The following is a 20,789-nucleotide window of genomic DNA, read 5'->3' on the forward strand; positions in this document are numbered from 1 at the left end:
GTTTGCGGCAGTCCGCCCCATCGGCCACGGCAGGTAGGAGGGCAGCGGCGATGAACAGCCGAACCTCACCAGCGCCCACCGGTGGTCGCGGCGAGGAACCCCGCGGCGTGCCCCTGGCACCACGTCTGATGGCTCTGTTGTTGGCCCGCCTCACCGCCAGTCGCAGCGCCCGGCGCGGAGTCCGCTTCTTCGACGACCAGGGCGGCCGGCTGCTCGCCATCGTCGGGCTCGACCTGGTCGGTGCGTTGTCGATGGCCGTCGCGCCCTTCGTCCTGCGCACCGTCGTCGACGACGGCCTGCTGGAGGACGGCACCACGCAGGGCCGGGCGGCGCTCGTCGGGCAGGTCGCGTTGCTGCTGCTTGCCTTTCTCCTCCAGGCCGCCCTGAGCGCGGCCTCGACTCTGGTCGGCGCGGGCGTGGGCGAGCGGGTCTCGATGCGGGCGACCGTCGCTGTTCATGACCACCTGCTCCGTCTCCCGTTCTCCTTCTTTCCGGGCCAGCGGCACGGTGACGTGCTCACCCTTTTCGGGAACGACATCGCGGAGGTACGCAGCGCGGTGTCGCTGTCGGTTCCGCGCGCGATCAGCGCGGCGGTGACAGCAGCGGTCGGGCTGGTCAGCATCGCGGTGCTCGAATGGCGCCTCGCTCTGGTCGCCGTGTGTCTTTCGCCGTTGGTCTTCGGGCTGATGACGCTCGGCCGGCGGCGAGGTCGCGAACTCACGCGAGAGCACATCAAGCTGCGGTCAGCGCATTTCGCGGTGATCACCGACACGACGGGGGTGTCGGGGGCACTGCACGTGCGGCTGTTCGGCCGGAGCCTGTATGAGTCCGACCGCCTTGCCGGCATCGCCGCACAGACCAGCCAGGTCGCCCTGGAGCGGATCAAGGTGTCCGCCAAGGCACAGCTCATGTCCTCCGGCGGTGCGGCCTCGGCCATCGTCGCGGTCATGAGCGTCGGGATCTGGCTCGTCAGCACCGACCGCACGACCGTCGGCACCCTGGTCGCCTTCGCGAGCGCGCTGTTGTTCGCCTACCGCCCGGTCACCGGTCTGGCTGAGAGCCGTGCCGATCTCCTCGAGGCCGGCGTGGCGTTCGACCGGATCTTCGGCCTGCTCGACCTGCGACCTGACCTGCGGAATCTGCCGACCACAACTACCACCGGCGGCGGCCCGGTCGCCCCTGCCCGTCCCAGGCGGCGCGCCGACCCGGCGGCACCGGGCAGGCGGGCCGTCGGCCCTCCGGCGGCCGGTTCGAGTTCGGGTGCGGCTGTGGGTGGCCACGTGGTTCCGGCCCCGCGAGCCACGACGACGCCGCGGGTGCGAACGCCGCTCGGCGAGCAGCGGGCCGCACCAGGTCGATCACCCGTGCCGGATCCAGGCGCGATGCCGGGTGCGGGAAGCCGGAGCCCGGCACCACGCGATTCCGAGCCCACCGGCCCGGCGCTGCGGGCACCGGAGATCACCGTCGACGGGGTGTGGTTCCGCTATCTCGGTGGCCGTCAGAATGCCTGGTCCGCGGCAGGGCGAGACGTGCGGCGCCGCTGGTGGTACGTCGAGGATGAGGACGAGGCGGATGCCGAGGCAGAGGAGCCGGCCGGCGACGAGGTCCGGTGGGCGCTGCGTGATCTGCACCTGACCGCTCGCGCGGGTGAGAAGACGGCGATCGTCGGAGCGAGCGGTGCCGGCAAGACAACCCTCGGCTACCTGCTGTCCGGAGTGCATCTACCCGACCGGGGGAGGCTGCTGCGCGACGGTGCCGACTTCGCGGAACTCAGCTGGGGCGAGCTCCGCGCGACCATCGGCGTCGTTCCCCAGGATCCGCACCTGTTCAACGACACCATCGCCGCGAACGTCCGCTACGGGCGGCTGGGCGCGAGCGACGAGGAGATCACCGCGGCCGTCACCGACGCGGGCCTCGGTCCGCTGCTGACCCGGCTGCCCAGGGGCATCGCCACGAAGGTCGGGGCTCGGGGCTATCAGCTCTCCGGCGGTGAACGCCAACGGCTGGCCCTCGCCCGAGTGCTCATCGCCGACCCACCCGTGCTCATCCTGGACGAGGCGACCTCGCAGCTCGACGCGGCGACCGAGCACACCGTCCAGGAGGCGCTGGGCCGGCTGGGGGCCGGGCGCACCCGCATCGTGATCGCGCATCGCCTGTCCACCATCGTCGACGCCGACCGCATCTACGTCATGGGCGACGGCTCGGTGGTCGAGCAGGGCCGCCATGTCGATCTCGTTCAGGCTGGCGGTGCCTACGCGCGCCTGTACAACCGTCAGATCCGCGGAGATGCGGACGCGGCCGCCGACGATGTCACCAGAGCCGACGATGTCACCAGAGCCGACGATGTCACCAGAGCAGATGAAGCTGGCGTCCCGTGACGGTCTCCTCGCCCGCTTCGGCCGCCGGCGCCACGCGCCCGAGATCGGTTGCCGCGGTCGCTGTCGCCACGCTGTTTCCGCTCGGCCCCGACCCCAAGCCCGGCCCCGACCCCGGGGTTGGGGCGCAGGGCGACAGACTGTGCAGCACCTCGGGAAGGTCCTGGGCATGCACCACGGTGAGAGCCCGGGTGGCCCGGGTCAGGGCCACATAGAGGTCGGCCAGGCCCCGCGTCGGCCCAGCCACGATCTCGGCCGGTTCGACCAGGACCACCGCGTCGAACTCCAGCCCCTTGGAATCGGCGACGGTGAGAACCACGACCGGGGCGTCCAGCAGGTCGGGCTCCGGTCGGGCCCGACCTGCACGTGCGTGGCCCGACTCGTCTGCCTCGGGCTCGTCTGGCTGGCCCGGTGTCGCGAGCGCCGGTGCCGCGTCGCGCAGAGCCGCCCGGAGGGCCGCGACCCGCCCGGGTGCGCTGATCACCGCGACCCGCCCGCCGGTCACCTCCGCCGCGGCATCGGTGGCGGCCACGACCACGCCGCGCACAAGCTCGCCCTCGGCCGCCGAACCACCCGCCGCTACCGAGGAACTCCCAGCCGGTACCTCCCCCGCGCTCACGGCGATCCGCACGACGCGGGGGCGCCGACCCACCGAACGGACCGAGCGCGGCGCCACGGCGGCCGGGTCGGCGGCGGTCAGGACGTCGGCCGCGACGTCCATGATCTCGCTGGGCGTGCGGTAGTTCACGGTGAGCCGCTCAACGGCGTAGTGGGTCACCGCCGGGCCCAGCAGCTCGCCCCAGCTCGTCGGGGCCCCCGGGCGGGCACCCTGGGCCAGATCGCCCACGAGGGTCGCCGTCCGGCCGGGGCACCGCCGCCACAGCAGGCGCCACAGCATCGGCGAGACCTCCTGCGCCTCGTCGACGATGAGGTGCCCGAAGGTCCAGGAGCGATCACCGCTCGCGTGCTCGGCGGCGGCACGGCGCTGCCGCGGTGCCGTCCAGCGCTGCGCGATCGTGTCCGCGTCGACCCTGTCGTTCAGGCCGAGCATCTCCAGCACCCCGTGGGCGTACTCGCGCTCCGCCGTGCGCTCCGCCTCCGCCCGCCGCTCCTCCGCCCGGCGGGCCTGTTCGTCGAGGTCGCCGAGCAGTTCCGCCGCCTCGTCGAGCAGCGGAACGTCGGCCGGGGTCCAGCGGACCTCCTCGGCATCGGCTCGGCGCAGCAGCGCACGCTCGGCCGCGGTGAGATGGGTGCCCGCGGCGCGACCGAGCAGGTCGGGCGAGGCATAGAGGTCGGCCAGCAGCCGGGCAGGGGTGAGCACCGGCCACAGGGCGTTCAGCGCCCGGCGCACCTCGCGGTCCGTCCACAGGTCCGACCGGATCTCGCCGCGCTCCTCCTGGTCGAACAACCCCTTCGGCAGCTGGGTCACGACCTGGTTCGTCAGCACGTTCAGCAGCTCGCGCAGGAAGATCCCACGGGCGGAGTTGTGCGGGCGGCGGCTGCGGCGGGCCCTGGTCCGGGCCCGGGCGATGGTGTCCCGATCGAGCTGGAGCCCGTATTCACCGTGGCGCAGCCGAAGCCCGCGGCCGGGGACTCGCTGCCGGTCCCGGACCGCGCCGGCGATCACCGCGGCCATCCGCTCGTCGCCCTTGAGCACGGCCGCCGCGACCGGTTCCTCGCCGGTCGCCTCGATTCCGGGGAACAGCCGCGCCGGCGTGGCGAACATCACCCCGGTCTCACCGAGGGAAGGCAGCACCTGATCGATGTATCGCAGGAAGACAGGGCTGGGGCCGACCACGAGCACACCGGAACGCAGCAACCGGTCGCGGTGGGTGTAAAGCAGGTAGGCCGCCCGGTGCAGAGCCACCGCGGTCTTTCCGGTGCCAGGTCCGCCGTCGACGACCAGCACCGCGTTCGCGTCGGCACGGATGATCCGGTCCTGCTCCGCCTGCAGGGTCGAGACGATGTCGTGCATGCGTCCGGTGCGGGGAGCGGACAGCGCCTCCAGCAGCATCGTGTCCCCCGACTCGGGCACGTCGCTGCCAGCACCGACTCCAGCACCAGTTCCAGCACCGGTTCCGGCGCCGGTTCCGGCGCCGGTTCCGGCGCCGGTGCTCGCGGCGGCCATGAACGCCTGCGGGTCCAGCGGATCGTCCGCGATGCCGGTGACCCGCCGGCCGCGGGTCCGCAGATGGCGCCGACGCACCAGCCCGCGCGGGTCGGCGATCGTCGCCTGGTAGAAGGCGGTCGCGACAGGAGCACGCCAGTCCACCAGGATGGGCTCCTGCTCCTGGTCGGAAAGCCCGATCCGGCCGATGTAGGTACGGCCCCCGTCGACGTTGTCCATCGCTCCGAAGCACAGCCGCCCTTCGGCGGCATCGAGCCGCGAAAGCCGGTCGGCATGCGTCGCGGCGAACACGTCGCGCTCCACGATCGACTGCGGAGTACCGGTGCCGGCCTCCATCAGGACCTGCCTGAGCTGGGCACGCGTGGTCTCGCGGATCTCGTCGAGGCGCGTGTAGAGGGTGTCGACGTAGGCCTGCTCGCGCGCAAGCTCCGCGTCACGTGTCGTCGGCACCTTATTTCCTTCCCCACGGCTGGCTGGCCGAGGTCGAAACGGGCGGCGGATGGCCGATGGTGGGCCCGTACAGCCCACCACACTCAGATCATCCCGTCTGACGACGCCCCGGCCAGGACGTGTCCTGGAGCCCGACCGCCGCCAGGCGGCCGCCCAGGCCAGCACCCCACACACCGACACACCGACCACCGCGGGGCGAGGCATCGACGCGCGGCCGCGGACGCGACTTTCGTCCCACCACACACGCTACGTCCGTCCGGTCGGCGGGGGACGGACGGAAGACGTGACGATGAACGTTTTCTCCCGGACGCCCGCCCGGCCTCATCCGCCGGCCTCATCCGCCGGCCTCATCCTCCATGGGAGGCCGCCTGCCTGCGCACCTCCTCGGCGTCGTGCTCAAGCCGGGTACGCACCAGCGCCGCGACCAGCCGCGGGATGTCCTCGCGCTCGACCAGCGCGCTCAGTGTCCGGACGTCTCTGGGCAGCCCCAGATCGCCCGCCGACTGCAGCGCACGCTGATCCGCATAGGGCACCAGCTCGTCCCAGGCCGCCTGGGCTTCGCGCAGGAAGATGTCCGCGCCCACCGGCCCGATCCCCTTGATCTTCTGGAGCAGCAGCCGCTCGCGTTCCGGCGTGTGGTCCGCCTCGTCCCGCAGGCGCCGGATGTCGCCGTCGTAGGTGTCCAGCAGATAGCCGCACGCGTCGGCGAGGATGCGCGAGGTGCTCTCGTCGTAGCGCGCGTAGCCGCTCTGGTTGAGCACGCGGGTCCGGTCGGCCCAGCTCGTCTCACTCATCGCGGCAGCCGTGGTGGTCCAGCCCTGATCGCGCAACGCCCGGAAGGCGGCGACGGCGATCGACGTACGGATCCGCGCGCTCGCCAGCAGCGCGAAGACCAGCAGCTCGAACATCGCCTCGGCCGTGTCGGCGGGGACGTCCACACCGAGCTCGTCGGCGAAGGTGCGACCGTGCCGCGCGAGCAGCTCTCCCACGACCACCTCGGGGTCTGTTCCAGCCATGAGGGTGGGTTACCCGCCGTCAGGCCGGCCGACTCTCGGCTGTCAAGCCCAGGTGGCCCCGATCCCCGGCCAGCCCGGACGTCTCAGCCGGCCCAGAAGTCCTCGATCAGCCGGACGAGCTCGTGCGGCCGGTCGCTCTGCACCGAATGCCCCGCGCCGGCCACCACGACGGTGCGCATCGACGGCAGGCGGCGACGGAACTGCTCGACGTCCTCGTCGTGCACGAACGGCGACTCGCCACCCCGCACGAGCAGCAGCGGAGCGGTGATCGCGCCCACCTCCTCCCACAGCCGCCCCATGTCGAGGAGACTGTTCTTCCCTGTGCTGGCATTGCCCAGGTCGTAGCGCCACGCCCACCGGCCGTCGGGCCGCTGGTAGGCGTTGTGGCGCACCCCGCGGCGCACACCCGAGGCCGGGCGGTGCGGGCTGAGGCTGATCGCGGCCTGCGCCATCTGTTCGAACGAGTCGTAGGTGGGCGGGCCGCCGACGAGTGCCACCGCTCCACGCTGTGCCGTGTTCATCGCCTGGACCCTGGCGGCCGACTCCGGGGTGACGTCCACGAGCACCACCCGTGGGCACAGCTGCGGCCGGATCGCCGCAAGGCGGATGGCGGTCGCGCCGCCCAATGACATCCCGACGACGAGCTGGGGTTTCGGCGCGACGGCCAGCATGCCCGCCGCGATCGCGTCGGCGTTCGCCCACGGCCCGTAGTCCCGGTCCTGGCGCCAGGAGGAGTGTCCGTGCCCGGGCAGGTCGAAGGCGACCGCCGGGCGGCCGAGCGCCAGCACCACCGAATCCCAGGTGTGGGCGTTCTGCCCACCGCCGTGCAGGAAGACGACCTCAGGCTCGGCCGAGCCCCACCGCAGGTAGCTCAGCCGGCGCCCCGGCTCGATCTCGAGGTGACCGCGGCGGACGTCCGGCCGACCATGGTGCGGAAGACCCAGCTCCTCGGCGTTCTCGTGGAGCAGCCCGAACTCGTCGTAGTCGATGGTGGCATCAGGGTGCTCGACACCCGGCGCATCCGCCACGTTCCCGCCTCGCTCTCGTCACCGTCAGTTCGGTCGCCGGGAATCGCCGCGCAGGCTACCCGGCGGTAGGTTCAAGGAGTTCAAAGAGAATGTAGGACCTGTCGGGCCTTTGACGTGTCGATCCGGGGCGCGCCGGAACGCCGGCCGGGATGGCGGAGGGACACCATGAGCTTCAGTCTCGACCTCACCGACGAGCAGACCGAGCTGCGATCGTGGGTACACGGCTTCGCAGCGGAGGTGGTGCGGCCCGCCGCCTCCGAATGGGACGAACGGGAGGAGACTCCCTGGCCGATCATCCAGGAAGCGGCGAAGATCGGCCTCTACAACTTCGACACGTTGTCCACGCTCTGGTTCGAGCCGACGGGACTGTCCCTGCCGATCCTTTCCGAGGAGCTGTTCTGGGGCGACGCGGGAATCGGCATGTCCATCATGGGCACCTCCCTCGCGGTCGCCGGGATCGCCTCCTCGGGCACGCTGGAGCAGGTCGGCGAGTGGGTGCCCGCCTGCTTCGGTGACGCCGCCGATCCGAAGGTGGCCGCGTACTGCGTCTCCGAGCCCCACGCCGGCTCCGACGTCTCGTCGATGCGGGTCCGGGCCCGTTACGACGAGGCCACCGACGAATGGGTCCTGAACGGCCAGAAGGCGTGGATCACAAACGGCGGCATCGCCAACGTGCACGTGGTCGTCGCCTCGGTGGACCCGGCGCTGCGGGCGCGCGGCCAGGCGTCGTTCGTGGTCCCCCCGGGCACTCCCGGCCTCAGCGCCACCCGGAAGATCAAGAAGCTGGGCCTGCGCGCCTCCCACACCGCCGACGTCTTCCTGGACGACGTCCGCGTCCCGGGGCGATGCCTGCTCGGCGGCAAGGAGAAGCTGGACGAACGCCTCGCCCTCGCCAGGGAGGGCACCCGCTCGGCCGGGCAGACCGCGCTGGCGACCTTCGAGATCAGCCGCCCCACGGTCGGCGCCCAGGCCGTGGGCATCGCCCGCGCCGCCTACGAGTACGCGCTGGACTACGCCCGCGGCCGCGAGCAGTTCGGGCGCCCGATCATCACGAACCAGGCCGTGTCGTTCGCGCTCGCCGACATGCGGATGGAGATCGACGCGGCACGGCTGCTGATCTGGCGCGCGGCCTGGATGGGGCGCAACGAACGCGAGTTCACGGCCGGCGAGGGCTCGATGTCGAAGCTGAAGGCCGGCGAGGTCGCGGTGTGGGCGACCGAGAAGGCGGTCCAGATCCTCGGCGGAGCCGGCTACAGCCGCGAACACCCCGTCGAAAGAATGTATCGCGACGCAAAAATTTACACCATTTTCGAGGGTACGTCGGAAATTCAGCGGCTCGTGGTCGCCCGAGCGATCTCCGGAATGCGTCTGTCCTAGCCCGGAGCACCGCGACCACCAGGTGCGACACCCACCAACAACACCTGGTCGACGAAAGATCGATCATCCATCCACGGCTACACCTCGGATGCCGTGACAGGGGCGTCACTCGCCGCACCAGTCGTCGCAGAACAATTTTCCCCGCGAGATAGACAAAAACCGGCAAGCTACGAGGTTCGGTGGCGCAAACCCGTCTTGGATCAGACTTGTCGGACCGCCGACGCGGGACGGGGAGGGTGTTCGGGGGCACCTGCCGCGTCGGCGGTCCGACCGAGGCCGACCGCGAAGCACCAGCCCCAGCACCGCTGGTGACCGCGGTCGCGCCATCCCCGGCCACCTCGTCCTGGCCAACTCATCCAGGCCATCCAGGCCGCCTCGTTCAGGTCCGCCGCTTTCCCGTGCGCTTCCGCGTCTGGATGCACCGAAGCCGGCGGGCGCGGGAACCGGTCACCCGAGAGGGATCCGTCCCGCGCAGCGACGAATTGTCGGTGGCGCCCGCTACGTTCACGCCATTGGGGAACGGCCCGACCACCAGGAGCATCTGGTGGTCGCCGGTCATGCCAGGTGACGACGATCGGGAGCGATGCGGTGACGGAAACGGCGGCCTTCCCTGGCCCTCCGGACCCTGCTCGGTACTGGGCGACCCGCAGGCCCCTGCCCCTCGACAGCGGCCCTGCCTCGGCCGCCGATCGGATGCAGGTTCCGGCGCCGGTGCTGGGTGCTCTCGCGGTGGCCGTCGCGGCGGTGCTGCCGGATCTCGCCGGGCGAGTACCGCCCGGGCCGGCCGCGAAGCTCGGGCGCCTCCGTGTGCAGGCAACCGAGGCCGGCATCCGGCCGAGATCACGGCGGGCCGGGCCACCTCCGCTGTACCCACGACCATGGCCGCACGGCGTTCAGGCGGGCCAACCGGGGTCGGTGCCGCCGAGACCCGCACCCACCCCGCGCGTTCCCGGGCCGGAGGTGTTCGTGCCGCCGTGGCCGGCCGGCCCCGCCGAGTCGCCTGTCCTGCGGGCGCTGCGCGCGCTCGGGTCACCACTCGTCAACCGTCTGCTCGGCGCGCTGGAGCTGGCCGTCGACGGCCTCCCCACCGCGGGCGCCCCGACCGGGGTGGCCGGGCTCCTGCCGCCTCCGCCGTCGGGCTCGGTCCTCTACGCCGGTGTCTACGTCGGCGAGGACGACGAGGCGGGCCGCGCCGTCACCACTCTCGATCAGGTCCGTCGCGGCGCGACCACGCTGGTGGCGGACCTGATCTGGGCACTGGCCGAGCATCCTCGGATCGCACCGCTGCTGACCGTCGCACCAGACGCACTCACCGCACCCGACGCGGCCGACGCGGCCGACGCGGCCGACGCACCGACCGTGCGGGACGCGGCCGCTGCCGAGGCGGCGGTGGCGGCGCGGCATGGTGCGGTCCATCTCGCCCTCGGGGTGGCGACCGCCGGCGTGGTGCTGCGCGAGCTGGGCGTGCCCGGCGGCGGAGCCGACGCACCGGCGGTGATCGGCGTCGGGCTGGGCGCGGCAGTCGAGCTGCTGACCAACACACCGCTGCCGCCTGCCTACGCGCAGGTGGCACTCGCCAGGCGGCGCGCCGAGTACCTGCTGCCACGCACGGCACACGGGCAGGTCCACCTGGCGGGGCATTGCTTCGGCATGCTCGAGGGCGCCTTCCCGGTGGCGGCGGTTCCCGGCGACGGTGCCTTCGCCGGCAACGGCCTGGTTCAGGTGGTTCCTGGTGGTGCCGTCATCCGGGCAGGTTCCGCCGCCGCGGTCGTCAACGTGACCACCACGGTCCTCGCGGGACCACCGGAGCAGGTCGAGCTCGTCGGGTGGGACGAGGTCGTCGAGGTGAGCTGGACGGCGGCGGCCGGCGGGGCCTCGGTGCTGGGCCCGGCACGGCCCGGGGAACCGGTGGAGCCGGGCGGTCTCGCGCAGCAGACGCCCCCTGGCCCGGCGAGTACCGGCTACGGGTGCACGCAACGGGCCGGGACGACGCGGTGGAGGCGGCAGACGCGGGGGCGGCGGACGTTGCCGCGACGCAGGCACTGGCGGCGGCCGGCGGATACATCGTGAGCCGCACCGAGTCATACCTGCTGACAGTGTGGGCCGCGCCGGCCACCGACCAGATCGTGCACAAGCGGACCGATCGCCTCGGTTACCGGCTTCGCGGCGAGCAGGAGCCGGCGACCCCACCGCGGCCGGAGAAGGCCTACTCCTGGATCGGGCGGAGCGGCCTGAGCGAGGCCGCCACCATCACCGTGATCACCGGCATGGGTCTCGACGACGTGGTGCGCGCGTTCCAGGCCGACCCGCAGTCGGCCACGACCCTGCAGTCGGCCCGGGACCAGGCCGGCCACCGCTTCTCGGTGTCCTTCCTCGCCGTGGACGGCGCGGTGCTCGCCGTCGAGGACAACGGCTTCATGGGCAGCGCCGCCGAGGTGCTGCGCCCGCTGTCGGCGCAGGGCCGGGCGGCCAGCATCTTCTGGAACATCAACGCGGTCCGACGGCTCAACCTGGCCGAGGGCGGCGAGCTGCTCGCCACGCTGGAGCTTCCCCACGACGGCCCGGTGCCCGCCGCCGCGGACCCCTACCTCGCCGACCTGGACCTGGCCGACTACCGCGACGGGGCTGCCAAGGGCCTGGCCGCCGTCGCACGCTTCACCGGGTACCAGGTCCGACCGGCCGATCTCACCCGCATCGAAGAAGCCGACCGCGCCTACTTCATCCGGTCGTGACACCCCGACACCCACCAGAACTCGCCGCCGGCGCCGTGTTCGCCGGCGACGTGCTCCTGCCGGCATCGCCCGCGCGCCGGCAGGAGGGCGCGAAGAGCCAGCCTGCTCGCGGCGGAACGACTGGCCGCAGACAGCTTCCGGACAGCGGGGTCGGTGCACTGCCATCACCACGCCCGCATACAGTGTTGCCTGTTCCCGGCGGTTTCCTTTTCGGATTCCGCCGGAACGGTACGGCGGCCACTTGTGGTGGCATTGTTTACGGCAGGATCAGGAACCGGAACGCGGCGGCGGCCCTCCTGCGGTGAGGCACCGACCCCCGCCGCCACAGGTGAGGGTGAATTCGATGTCATCGGATGCGGGCGTGACCGCCCGGACCACTCCGCTCGGCAGTGGCGACCCTCGCCAGCTGGGTTCCTACCAGCTGCTCGGCAAGCTCGGCCAGGGTGGCATGGGCACGGTCTACCTGGGCCGCTCGCAGCAGGGCAGACTGGTCGCGATCAAGGTGATCCGTGCCGACGTCGCGGACAATCCCGAGTTCCGTGCCCGGTTCTGGTCGGAGGCCGAGACCGCGCGCAAGGTCGCCCGGGTCTGCACCGCGGAGGTGCTCGAGGCCGAGCCCCACGCCCCGCAGCCGTACCTCGTCACCGAGTTCATCGAAGGCGAGACGCTGGCCCGGTTCATCGCCCGCAACGGCCCGCTGGCCGCCGCCAACCTCGAGCAGCTCGCGGTCGGTGTCGCCGCGGCGCTCACCGCGATCCACCGCGCCGGCATCGTGCACCGCGACCTCAAGCCGTCGAACGTGGTGCTCTCCCCGTTCGGCCCCCGCGTCATCGACTTCGGCATCGCGCGCGCCCTCGACGCCGCGACGAGCATCACCGGCGACCTCCAGCAGCTCGGGACGCCCGCCTTCATGTCCCCGGAGCAGATCCAGGGCGGGGCGGTCACCCCGGCCGTCGACATCTGGGCCTGGGGTGGCCTGGTCACCTTCGCCGCGACCGGCCGTTACCCGTTCGGGGAGGGCACCTCCCAGGTGCTGCTCTACCGGGCACTGAATGACGATCCCCAGCTCGACGGCATCGACCCGGCGCTGCGTCCCATCGTCTGGCAGGCGATGCGCAAGGACCCGGCGGGCCGGCCCTCCGCGCAGCAGCTGATGCTCCGCCTGCTCGGTGACTCCACCGCAGACCCGGACGCGACCGTCGACCCGAGCCAGGTCACGCACGTTCTCGAAGGCTGGGACCTTCAGGCCGCCGCCGGTTCCGCACTCGGCGCCACACCGACGCCCCGGTCGCCGACGACCGACCCGCGGGCAGGCACGGGCCGGCACGCCACGGCCGGCCCGCAGACCCCCGAGGACCGCACCGCCGTCACCGCCCTGGCCAGCGGCGCCGGAGTCGGGGCCGGCACAGGCCCCGGGCCCGGCACCGAGACCGTGGACGCTCCGACTCAGTCGCGGACCCGGGTCGGTGGATCGTCCACGGGCGGCAGGCGCCGCACGGCGATCGCCGTCGGCGGGGCGGCCGCGGTCGTGGTGGCGATCGCCGCCATTCTGATCACGCAGGCCGGCGACGACAAGAAGGACGACACGACCACCGTCGCCGGCAGCAGCAGCGCACCGCCGCAGAAGTTCGCCCTGCCGCAGGCGAAGGTTCCGCTCGATACCGAGACGATGGTCTTCGCCACCAAGGAGAGCGGAAACTACGACCTGTACACCGGCCGGCTGCCGGACCAGGGTCCGCTCACGACCGTCAAGAAGATCACGACCGCGCCCCAGGACGAGCTGCTGCCCTCGATCAGCAGGGACCGTCGGACGGTCGTCTTCTTCCGCAAGGAATCCGAGACCGAGAACGCCCTGTACGCGGTGGCGGCGGACGGTTCGAAGGACCCCGTCAAGCTGTTCACCAGCGGGCTGGCCGCGAACCTGACCATCGCCGACGACGCCCGGCCGTCTCTTTCTCCTGATGGGAAGTTCGTGGTCGTCAGGTCGACGACCAACGATCAGGGCCTGCCGGACGCCGGGCTGTACGTAGCCAGACTCGACGGCAGCAAGGTCTTCCGACTCAACACCGCCCAGCAAGCGACCGACCCGGCCTGGTCGCCGAGCGGCGAGCGCATCGCCTACTGGGCCTCCGAGTCGGAGAGCGACCGGGGCTTCATCGTCACGATCCTGGCGACGTCCACCTCCACCCCGACACCACTCACGAAGGGGCAGGGCAATCGCGATGCCGACCCGACGTTCTCCCAGGACGGCCAGCGAATCGCCTTCAGTCGCCAAGAGACCGACGGAGATCTTGAGATCTACCAGATGAACACCGACGGCTCCCACGTCACCCGGGTCACCGCTGAGAAGGGGCAGGACCAGGACCCCGCCTACTCCCCCGACGGCAAGTGGCTCGTCTTCACTGGCGAGCGGGGTGGCGCGCCCCGCAGGATCTTCCTCACGGACCCGGCTGACACGACCACGCCGGATCGTCAGCTGACGACCGAGCCGAGCTTCCACGTCCGCTGGTCGACCGGCTGATCTCGCCACCGCCACGACCGGGCCGGCGCATCTGATCGGCCCGGTCGGCGTCGCCGGGTTCGGTCAGGCCGGCCTGGACCAGCCGCCAGAACTCCGGGCCGCCACCTGGCCCGGCGCCACCGTCATGGCGGCGCAGGACGGCGTCCTTGAGAGCGACGAAGTGAGGGGAGGGCTCGGCTCCTGGCCGGCTCTCCCCCACCGGCACGGCGGCCCAAGGTGGGTGCCCGCCGGCTTCCCGCAGCCAGCCGTGGCGCAGCACCGCCCGCAGCATCGGCACCGCGATCGCCCGATCCAGCCACAGGACGACGTCCTGCAGGGTGCGGTGCACCGCCGTGACGGCGATACCGCCCAGATCGGTCACCTCTGCCGGGGCCAGCGTCATGAGGTGGCGGCGGCAGCCGCTCCGGCGCCGCACCGCCACCGCGGGATCCTCGAACGCGACATCCACCGGCTCCGTGGCCTGCCACGGCGGCAGCCCGGGGACGCCGTGCAGCCGGGCCGCGGTCAGCAGGCAGATCATGCCGCCCGCGGCTGCCAGGGCGGCTCGGGCATACGCGCGCACCCGGTCGCGCACGGGCGGGACGAGCAGGGTTCCCCGGATCGGAGCCCACCAGCCACCCGTGCGCCGGCGCGAGGCGATCGCGGCGTCGGACATGCCGAGCCGCCGGGCCTCGCACCGGGTGACCATGTCGTCCTGCCGGCGGGCGAGGGCGACGACGTGTTCGTAGGCATCGGGCATGGGCCGAGTCTGCGGCGCCGGGCTTCGGCCGGGTGGCCGGCGCCGGCCGCTGTGGACGAACGGAAGTGGAACCGGCTTATCCACCGCGCCCACGACCACGCGGCTCGCCGAACAGCGGACACCGGCGAACAGCGGACACCGGCGAGCGGCGGACCGGCGACCGGCTCGCCGGACACCGGCTACCCGCTACCCGCTGCCGAACGCCGTCTGCCCGCCGTCCGGGAGCGGGAACGCCGAAGGGGCGACGCCCACCCGCATGGTGCCGGGTGAGCGTCGCCCCTTCGGATTCGTTGCTGTGCCCCGCGGGATCCGCGGGCCGGCGGCCCGCTGCGGGCGCGCCCGCGTCAGCGCGTGGGAGTGGCGGCCGGGCGGCGCTTGTTGGTCTTCGGGTCCATCCTGCGGACGAGCAGGGAGGTGATCACTACGCAGACGACGCCGACGGCCAGCGCGCCCCCCATGTCGATCGCGAACTGGGTGGTCGTGAACCTGTAGAGCGGGTCTGCCGGGAAGTCCGGGTTCAGCGGGCTTCCGAAACCGGAGATCTTGTTCAGGTCGATCACCGAGGAAAGCCCCGCGAACCCCCATCGTGCGGGCGCGATCCAGCTGGCCTGCTCCAGGCCGGCCGTTCCCTCCGCGGGCACCAGACCACCGGAGAACACCAGCTGGGCCATCGTGATGAGCACCAGCAGCGGCATCGTCTTGTCCGCGTTGTCGACCAGCGCCGAGATGACCAGACCGAGCATGGCGGAAGCCAGCGACAGCGCGATCACGGCGACCATCGCTTCGAAGAACGGGAAGCCGAACAGGCCGTCGCCCATCTTCCGGCCGGCGAGACCGATTGTCGTGAACACCGCGGCCTGCAGGGTGGTGATGAGGATCAACACCACGATCTTCGAACCGATGTAGGCCGTTCTGGACAGACCGATCGCCCGTTCTCGGCGATAGATGGGTCTCTCCTTGACGATCTCTCGCACCGAGTTCGACATACCCATGAAACAGGCACAGAGAGTCAACACCAACAGCACGGTGGGTGCGTCTCGGTTGGGCCCGTCCGCCACCACCTCCAGGTCCCCGGGAATCGCTCTGGGAATGGCTCCCAGCAGGAACGGGAAGGCGATGATCAATCGGAGATAGGACTTGTCGGAGGCGACGACGGCCATCATTCGTCTACTCAGCGTGACAAGCTGGGAGACCACCGACTGTTGCCGGATCGACGGCAGGTCCTCCGGCGCGGGCCGCGCGGAGGGAGCCGTGACCGACGCCGGCACGTAGTACCGCGACTGGCGGAAGCGGGCCGCGGACTCGGCCCCCGGGGTCGCCTCCAGCGTGAGGAAGACGTCGGGGTAGTCCCTGGCCTGGAAGAAGGGCAGCGCGTCCGCCGGCGGGCCGAAGTAGGCCACGTAGCCGCCGGGCGCCAGCACCAGGACGTAGTCGCAGAGGTCGAGCTGGGCGACGCTGTGCGTGACGACGATGACCGTTCGGCCGTCGTCCGCCAGCTTTCGCAGCGACTCCATGACGTTCTTGTCCATGCCCGGGTCGAGGCCGGACGTCGGCTCGTCCAGGTAGAGCAGGGTCGGCTTGGTCAGGAGCTCCAGGGCCACCGAGGTCCGCTTGCGCTGGCCACCGGAGAGCCGCGAGACCTGGGTGTTCGCGTGGTGGGTCAGACCCAGCTCGGCGAGCACCTCGTCGACGCGCTGACGGCGCTCGGCCTTCGTCGTGTCGGGCGGGAACCGCAGCTCAGCACCGAACTCGAGCGCCTTGCGGACGGTCAGCGAGGTGTGCAGGAGGTCCTCCTGCGGCACGTAGCCGATCCGGCGGCGCAGCTCGTCGTACTCGGAGTACATGTCCCGGCCGGCGTAGCGGACGTTGCCCTTGTCGGCGGGACGGAACCCGGTCAGCGCGTTGAGCAGCGTCGACTTGCCGGCACCTGACGGGCCGACGACGCCGAGCAGCGCACGCCCGGGAAGCTTGAAGGTCATGTCGTGCATGAGCTGCTTCTCGCCGGCCCAGACGTTGAGGGCGTCGACCTCGAAGCTGACGTCACCGGAGTCGAGGTACTCGACGAGCAGGTCGCCTTCGAGCTGGAAGACGTGGTGGCCGACGGCGATCACGTCGCCCTGGTTCACGTTCGCCCGGTTGATACGACGGCCGTTGACGAAGACACCGTTCGCGGACTCGAGGTCGGCGATCTGCAGGCCGGAGCGGCCGATGTAGAGCTCGGCGTGCCGCCGTGACGCGAGCAGGTCGGTGATGACGATGTCGTTGTCGCGGGCGCGGCCCATCGTCATCGTCCCCGGGCGCAGCCGGTAGGTGGTCCGCCGCTCGTGCTCCTGGTCGAGGCTCGTCGAGCCGGACGGGGTCTGTGCCGGGTCGTAGCCCTGCTGTGGGCCGCTGCCGCGGCCGGCCGGCACACCCTGCCCAACCGGCGCCGTCTGCCCGCGCCCACCGCCCTGTCCTCGGGTCGGCGCGGTGGGCCGCGGCGGCTGGTAGTTGCTGGAGCCCGGCAGCATGGTCTCCATCTCGTAGGCGCCCGGGTCGTAGTCGCTCTCGCCGTACCCGCCGCGCGCGGCCGGGAACTCGGGCATGACGACGACCTCGGGGCCGCTGGGCGTGCCCAGCCGGAACCGGACCTCGCCCTGGACGCTCACCGACTCGGGCATCCGCTGCCCGTCGACCCAGGTGCCGTTGGAGCTGATGTCACGGACGGACCAGCCCGCGCCCGTCTGCTCGACCAGGAGATGCCGGCGGGAGACGCGACTGTCCGCGATGACGTAGTCGGCGGTACGGGCCCGGCCGATGATGAACGGCTCACCTGCAGGCACAGTGGCGGCACCGGCCTCGGTGACGACTCTCAGATACGTCGTCTGCACGTCTCTCCCCCTTCGCGACGGGACGCAGGCCGGGATGCCCCGCCGAAACCCTCTTCAGCACGTCGTCCGGATCGGTCTCCGAACAGGACGGGCAACGGTGCCACCACCGATGGATCCTCACTACCTTGACCGATCTTGCGGGATGTCGCAGATCGTAGCGTTGCGCACCGACCTTGATCCAGCCCGGGTGACGCGGGCGCCGTCGAGCGGGCCACCTCAGCCGATTCTGGGGTCGACACCTCTAACCTTCCTCACGTCGTTCGTTCACGCCCGGATGCCTTTCCTATCCTGCCGGCACCGGATCCGTGACCGGGTGTGGCAAGTCAGGCACGGCTGCCGACGAGGCCGGCTGCTCCGCGCGCCACCGACAATGCCCGCTGGCAACTGTCGGAAGCTACTTCTGTCGCCGATCTGACCCGCTACCGTACGCGCCCGACCGAGGGGCCGGGCGGCCGATCGCACCGGCCGTCGGGAGGCCCGCGCCCGCGCGGCCTCGGCTCGCCGCAGCGACCCGAGGCCGCCGGCGCGATCCCGGCGGACGCTCATCCGCACCCCCGAAGGGGGGACCAAATCGGATGATCCACCCAGATCGACCACACTGCGTGTCTCATTTGCCGCCGGACGGCTCGGGAGCCGCCGGGAGCACGACGTCCTTCGCGGTTGCGGTCAGTGACAGCCCCTCCGCGTCCGTCGACGCCTTGACGATGTTCAGGTCGAAGGGCAGCCCCGCGATCGGGATGGGTATCGAGTCAATGGAGGGACCGCCGCCCGGCAGCGGGATCTCGATGCCAAGCACCTTGATCTCCGACGGAACGAGCGTCAGCTTGTTGTCGTTGACCTGGAAGGTGGTCACACCGCCGACCGACTGGCCCAGAACGGTTGCCGAGATCTCCACCTTCTTGCCGCCGTCGACCGGCGTGACCTTCGTCGGGGGATCCTGCTTCGCCAGGTACACGTTCAGGTCGTCATAACTGATCCGGACCGTCGCCCGGACATCGTCCACCGGAACCTCTCCGATGTTGTCGGAAATCGCGTCCTTGAAGGGAACGTGAAGACCCTTCAGATTCGCGTCGACGGAAGATATCCGCGGACCGGGCGTCGGAATTCCGTCGATCGTCACGCCGATGTTGGTGAACTTCCCGAACAGCACCTGGGTGAGGAACGGGAACCCGCCGATCGAGACCTTCCGCACCGTCGGCTGGGTGGCGCCCGGCTCCAGGCTCTCCGCGACGCTTTCGGCGATCTGCTTTTCCATCTGGTCCTTGGCGATCGCGACCGCCACCCGGTCCGCCACGACGAAGAGCGCCAGCAGGACCACGACGACGAGCGTGAGAACGCGGCCACGACGCCGTTTGCGACGGGCCGGCGGCCCGGCCGCCGCACCGCCGCCCTGACCACCTCGTCCCGGGTCGCCACCGGAACCTCCACCCGGACCGCCGGGCGGCTGCTCGGCGCTCAGGCCCCCGGCCAGCACGTCGGCCTCCGCGGGACCACGACCCGCCTCACCGAACCCACCGCCTCCTGGCACCGGCCGGACATGGCCGCCGCTGTCGGTGTAGCTACCGCCGGTGTGCGCGGGCCGGTCGTAACCGGGCCCCGTGCGCTCGAACGACGTCGTGGCCCGGTCGGGAGCCGGCGCCGGCGCCGGCCAGTCGTAGCCCGGACCCGGCTGGCTCTGGCCCGGAGCGGACTGGTTGTACCCCGGGGCGGGCCGGCGGTCGTAGCCGAGACCCGGAACGAGCCCAGGCTGGGCATGCGGCCCGGACTGCTCGGGGGTCGCGGGCCGGGCGGCGCCCGGCTCCGCGTACCCCGGGCCGCTCACCGCCGCCGAGGCCGGCGGGCCACCGGCGGCTCGCGGGACACTTCCCCGCCGGACCACCGTGGTCGCATCGCCGAGCACCGCGTCGCCGAGCACCTGGGTCGCGCCGCCGGCCGGGTCATCCTGATCGCCCTCGTCCGCGGGGCGCACCGGGCGGCCGGGGCGGAACGCGTCCGCCGGCGGTGGCGGGCCCGCGGGCCGGAAGGAGGCGGCGGGCGGCGGGGGCGCCGAGGGGGCGCCGGGCCGCGCCCGACGCTGCACGTCCTGGGTCGGCCGGGTTCCGTGCTCGCTCCCGGCGGGCCCGCTGGGAGGCATGACATGGGTGACGTCCGCAGGATCCTGCGCATCGTCGTCGCCGCGGCCGTGGTTCACCGGAACATCTCCCGCTCCGCGCCGCACCGGGCCCCCCGGCATGGCGCCGCCGTGTCACAGTCGGTCATGTCGAAGAGCGTCCGACCCGCCAACCGGCGTCCAATCCGTCGGCCCATCAAAGGATGGTCGCACGTGGAAGGGGCGGACAGTGAAGTCGGGTGCGATCATCTGTGTCTCGCCCGTGTCGGATTTCCGACCCGCTGGCGCACCGGTCACGCACCGTCCCGAGACTTCGTGACAAGCCGCCCAATCCACTGACAGCGGGTAATGGGCAGAGCGGGCAGAGTGGGGCAGGCAGCGGCAGAGCAGGCAGAGTGGGGCGGGCAGAGTGGGGCGGGCTCAGACCTCGAGGGGCAGCTGGGTGTTGGCTCGCCTCCGCCGCGCCGCCGGCGCGAGCCGGAACGCGGTGCCCCCCGGCGCGGCGAACGCGTCGAAGAAATGATCCGCGACGGCGTCGGGCAGCAGCGGTCCGGCGGGCCCGACCCGGCCGTCGATGACGACGGTACGCAGACGGATGCCCTGTGCCGCAAGCAACGGCGCCATCGACTCGCCCATCGCCGCGACGCCTGCCTTGCCGACCGCGAGCGCGAACCGGCCGGCCGCCGGCTCGCTGCGCGGGCCCGCGACCGTGAGCAGGATGGTCGCTCCCGGCCGGTCCGCCATCAGCGGCGCGGCGATCTGAACGGACATCAGCGCCCCGGTCACGTTCACCGCGAGTGTCTGGTTCATGGAGTCGGCCCGCACCGAGAAGGCCGTCCCCCGGATACTCAGCTTCGCGTTGTAGACGAGGACGTTGAGGCCACCGATCTCCGCCGCGAGCCGGCTGACCGCCGCAGAGAACGCACGTTGGTCGGTGACGTCGGCGACGGCGCCGGCGATCGGATACCCCGCTTCGCCGAGCTCGGCGCTCACCCGGGAGATGGTGTCGGACGAGCGCGAGATCACCCCGAGCGCGAAGCCCTCACCGGCGAACCTGCGCAGCAGCGCCGTTCCGAACGCGGCACCCGGGCCGACGACGACCAGCCCTCGGGTCGCCCCGACCCCGGCCGGCGCCCCGGCCCCTGTCGCAGTCCCGGCGGCCCCTGCCGCGGTCCCGGTCGCACTGCCGTCCGCGGCATCCCTCGTGACCGCGCCGTTGTCCATGCAGCCATCCTGACGGGCGCCGGCGAGGGCTGTGGCGCTATGTCCCTCATTCGCCCGGTCGGGGCCCCGATCCGGTGCTCACGCTGTCCCTCCGGCCGGCGTCCTCGACGCGACCGGCACGGCGGGCACGGGTCCGGGAGCGGCTTCGGCCGACCGTGCGGCGCCCGGCGCGCAGCCCCTGGGTGAGCAGCCGGCGGCGCCGCGACACCCGGCCGCGAC

12 protein-coding genes are annotated in these 20,789 nt (G+C 72.0%); 5 read left to right on the forward strand and 7 right to left on the reverse strand.

Features of this window, described 5'->3' with window-relative positions:
* The first annotated feature begins 107 nt into the window (after nucleotides 1-107).
* Nucleotides 108-2,378, forward strand: coding sequence for an ATP-binding cassette domain-containing protein (locus FREUN1FDRAFT_RS12975; RefSeq protein ID WP_369809792.1), 2,271 nt, complete (start codon nucleotides 108-110; stop codon nucleotides 2,376-2,378).
* Here the strand turns inward: FREUN1FDRAFT_RS12975 and FREUN1FDRAFT_RS12980 are convergent.
* The 3 genes from FREUN1FDRAFT_RS12980 to FREUN1FDRAFT_RS12990 form a co-directional block, all read right to left on the reverse strand.
* Nucleotides 2,347-4,953 (reverse strand): ATP-binding domain-containing protein, encoded by a 2,607-nt coding sequence (locus FREUN1FDRAFT_RS12980; RefSeq protein ID WP_006540509.1) that lies wholly within the window; start codon nucleotides 4,951-4,953, stop codon nucleotides 2,347-2,349. The two genes, FREUN1FDRAFT_RS12975 and FREUN1FDRAFT_RS12980, sit on opposite strands and share 32 nt — an antisense overlap.
* Before the next feature lie 347 nt (nucleotides 4,954-5,300).
* Nucleotides 5,301-5,969: a hypothetical protein gene (locus tag FREUN1FDRAFT_RS12985; RefSeq protein ID WP_035951431.1), complete on the reverse strand. Its 669-nt coding sequence runs from the start codon at nucleotides 5,967-5,969 to the stop codon at nucleotides 5,301-5,303.
* Between the two features lie 83 nt (nucleotides 5,970-6,052).
* Complete coding sequence (locus FREUN1FDRAFT_RS12990; protein ID WP_006540511.1) at nucleotides 6,053-6,997, reverse strand: alpha/beta fold hydrolase; 945 nt, start codon at nucleotides 6,995-6,997, stop codon at nucleotides 6,053-6,055.
* A 165-nt stretch (nucleotides 6,998-7,162) separates the two neighbouring features.
* On the opposite strand from FREUN1FDRAFT_RS12990, the gene FREUN1FDRAFT_RS12995 reads away from it, so the two are divergent.
* From FREUN1FDRAFT_RS12995 to FREUN1FDRAFT_RS13015, 4 genes are all read left to right on the forward strand, one after another.
* A complete protein-coding gene (locus FREUN1FDRAFT_RS12995) occupies nucleotides 7,163-8,374 on the forward strand; it encodes an acyl-CoA dehydrogenase family protein (RefSeq protein WP_006540512.1) in 1,212 nt (403 codons plus the stop codon).
* A gap of 588 nt (nucleotides 8,375-8,962) precedes the next feature.
* Nucleotides 8,963-10,444, forward strand: a complete 1,482-nt coding sequence (locus FREUN1FDRAFT_RS13005) for a hypothetical protein (protein ID WP_157474715.1) — start codon at nucleotides 8,963-8,965, stop codon at nucleotides 10,442-10,444.
* On the forward strand, nucleotides 10,441-11,106 hold the full coding sequence (locus FREUN1FDRAFT_RS13010; RefSeq protein WP_006540515.1) for a DUF6461 domain-containing protein: 666 nt from the start codon (nucleotides 10,441-10,443) through the stop codon (nucleotides 11,104-11,106). The genes FREUN1FDRAFT_RS13005 and FREUN1FDRAFT_RS13010 overlap by 4 nt, the downstream gene beginning before the upstream one ends.
* Before the next feature lie 343 nt (nucleotides 11,107-11,449).
* Nucleotides 11,450-13,627 carry a protein kinase gene (locus FREUN1FDRAFT_RS13015; RefSeq protein ID WP_006540516.1) on the forward strand — a complete coding sequence of 726 codons (2,178 nt, stop codon included), beginning with the start codon at nucleotides 11,450-11,452 and terminating at the stop codon, nucleotides 13,625-13,627.
* Here FREUN1FDRAFT_RS13015 and FREUN1FDRAFT_RS39750 read toward each other — a convergent pair.
* The 4 genes from FREUN1FDRAFT_RS39750 to FREUN1FDRAFT_RS13035 all read right to left on the reverse strand — a co-directional run bounded on the left by FREUN1FDRAFT_RS39750 (nucleotide 13,545) and on the right by FREUN1FDRAFT_RS13035 (nucleotide 20,570).
* Nucleotides 13,545-14,366: a hypothetical protein gene (locus tag FREUN1FDRAFT_RS39750; RefSeq protein ID WP_006540517.1), complete on the reverse strand. Its 822-nt coding sequence runs from the start codon at nucleotides 14,364-14,366 to the stop codon at nucleotides 13,545-13,547. The genes FREUN1FDRAFT_RS13015 and FREUN1FDRAFT_RS39750 overlap by 83 nt on opposite strands.
* 344 nt (nucleotides 14,367-14,710) lie before the next feature.
* On the reverse strand, nucleotides 14,711-17,236 hold the full coding sequence (locus tag FREUN1FDRAFT_RS13025; RefSeq protein WP_006540518.1) for an ATP-binding cassette domain-containing protein: 2,526 nt from the start codon (nucleotides 17,234-17,236) through the stop codon (nucleotides 14,711-14,713).
* Between the two features lie 607 nt (nucleotides 17,237-17,843).
* Nucleotides 17,844-19,427, reverse strand: a complete 1,584-nt coding sequence (locus FREUN1FDRAFT_RS13030) for a DUF2993 domain-containing protein (RefSeq protein WP_006540519.1) — start codon at nucleotides 19,425-19,427, stop codon at nucleotides 17,844-17,846.
* Between the two features lie 339 nt (nucleotides 19,428-19,766).
* On the reverse strand, nucleotides 19,767-20,570 hold the full coding sequence (locus FREUN1FDRAFT_RS13035) for an SDR family oxidoreductase (RefSeq protein ID WP_006540520.1): 804 nt from the start codon (nucleotides 20,568-20,570) through the stop codon (nucleotides 19,767-19,769).
* Nucleotides 20,571-20,789 lie beyond the last annotated feature (219 nt).

It is taken from the genome of Parafrankia sp. EUN1f, from assembly GCF_000177675.1.
Lineage (GTDB): Bacteria > Actinomycetota > Actinomycetes > Frankiales > Frankiaceae > Parafrankia.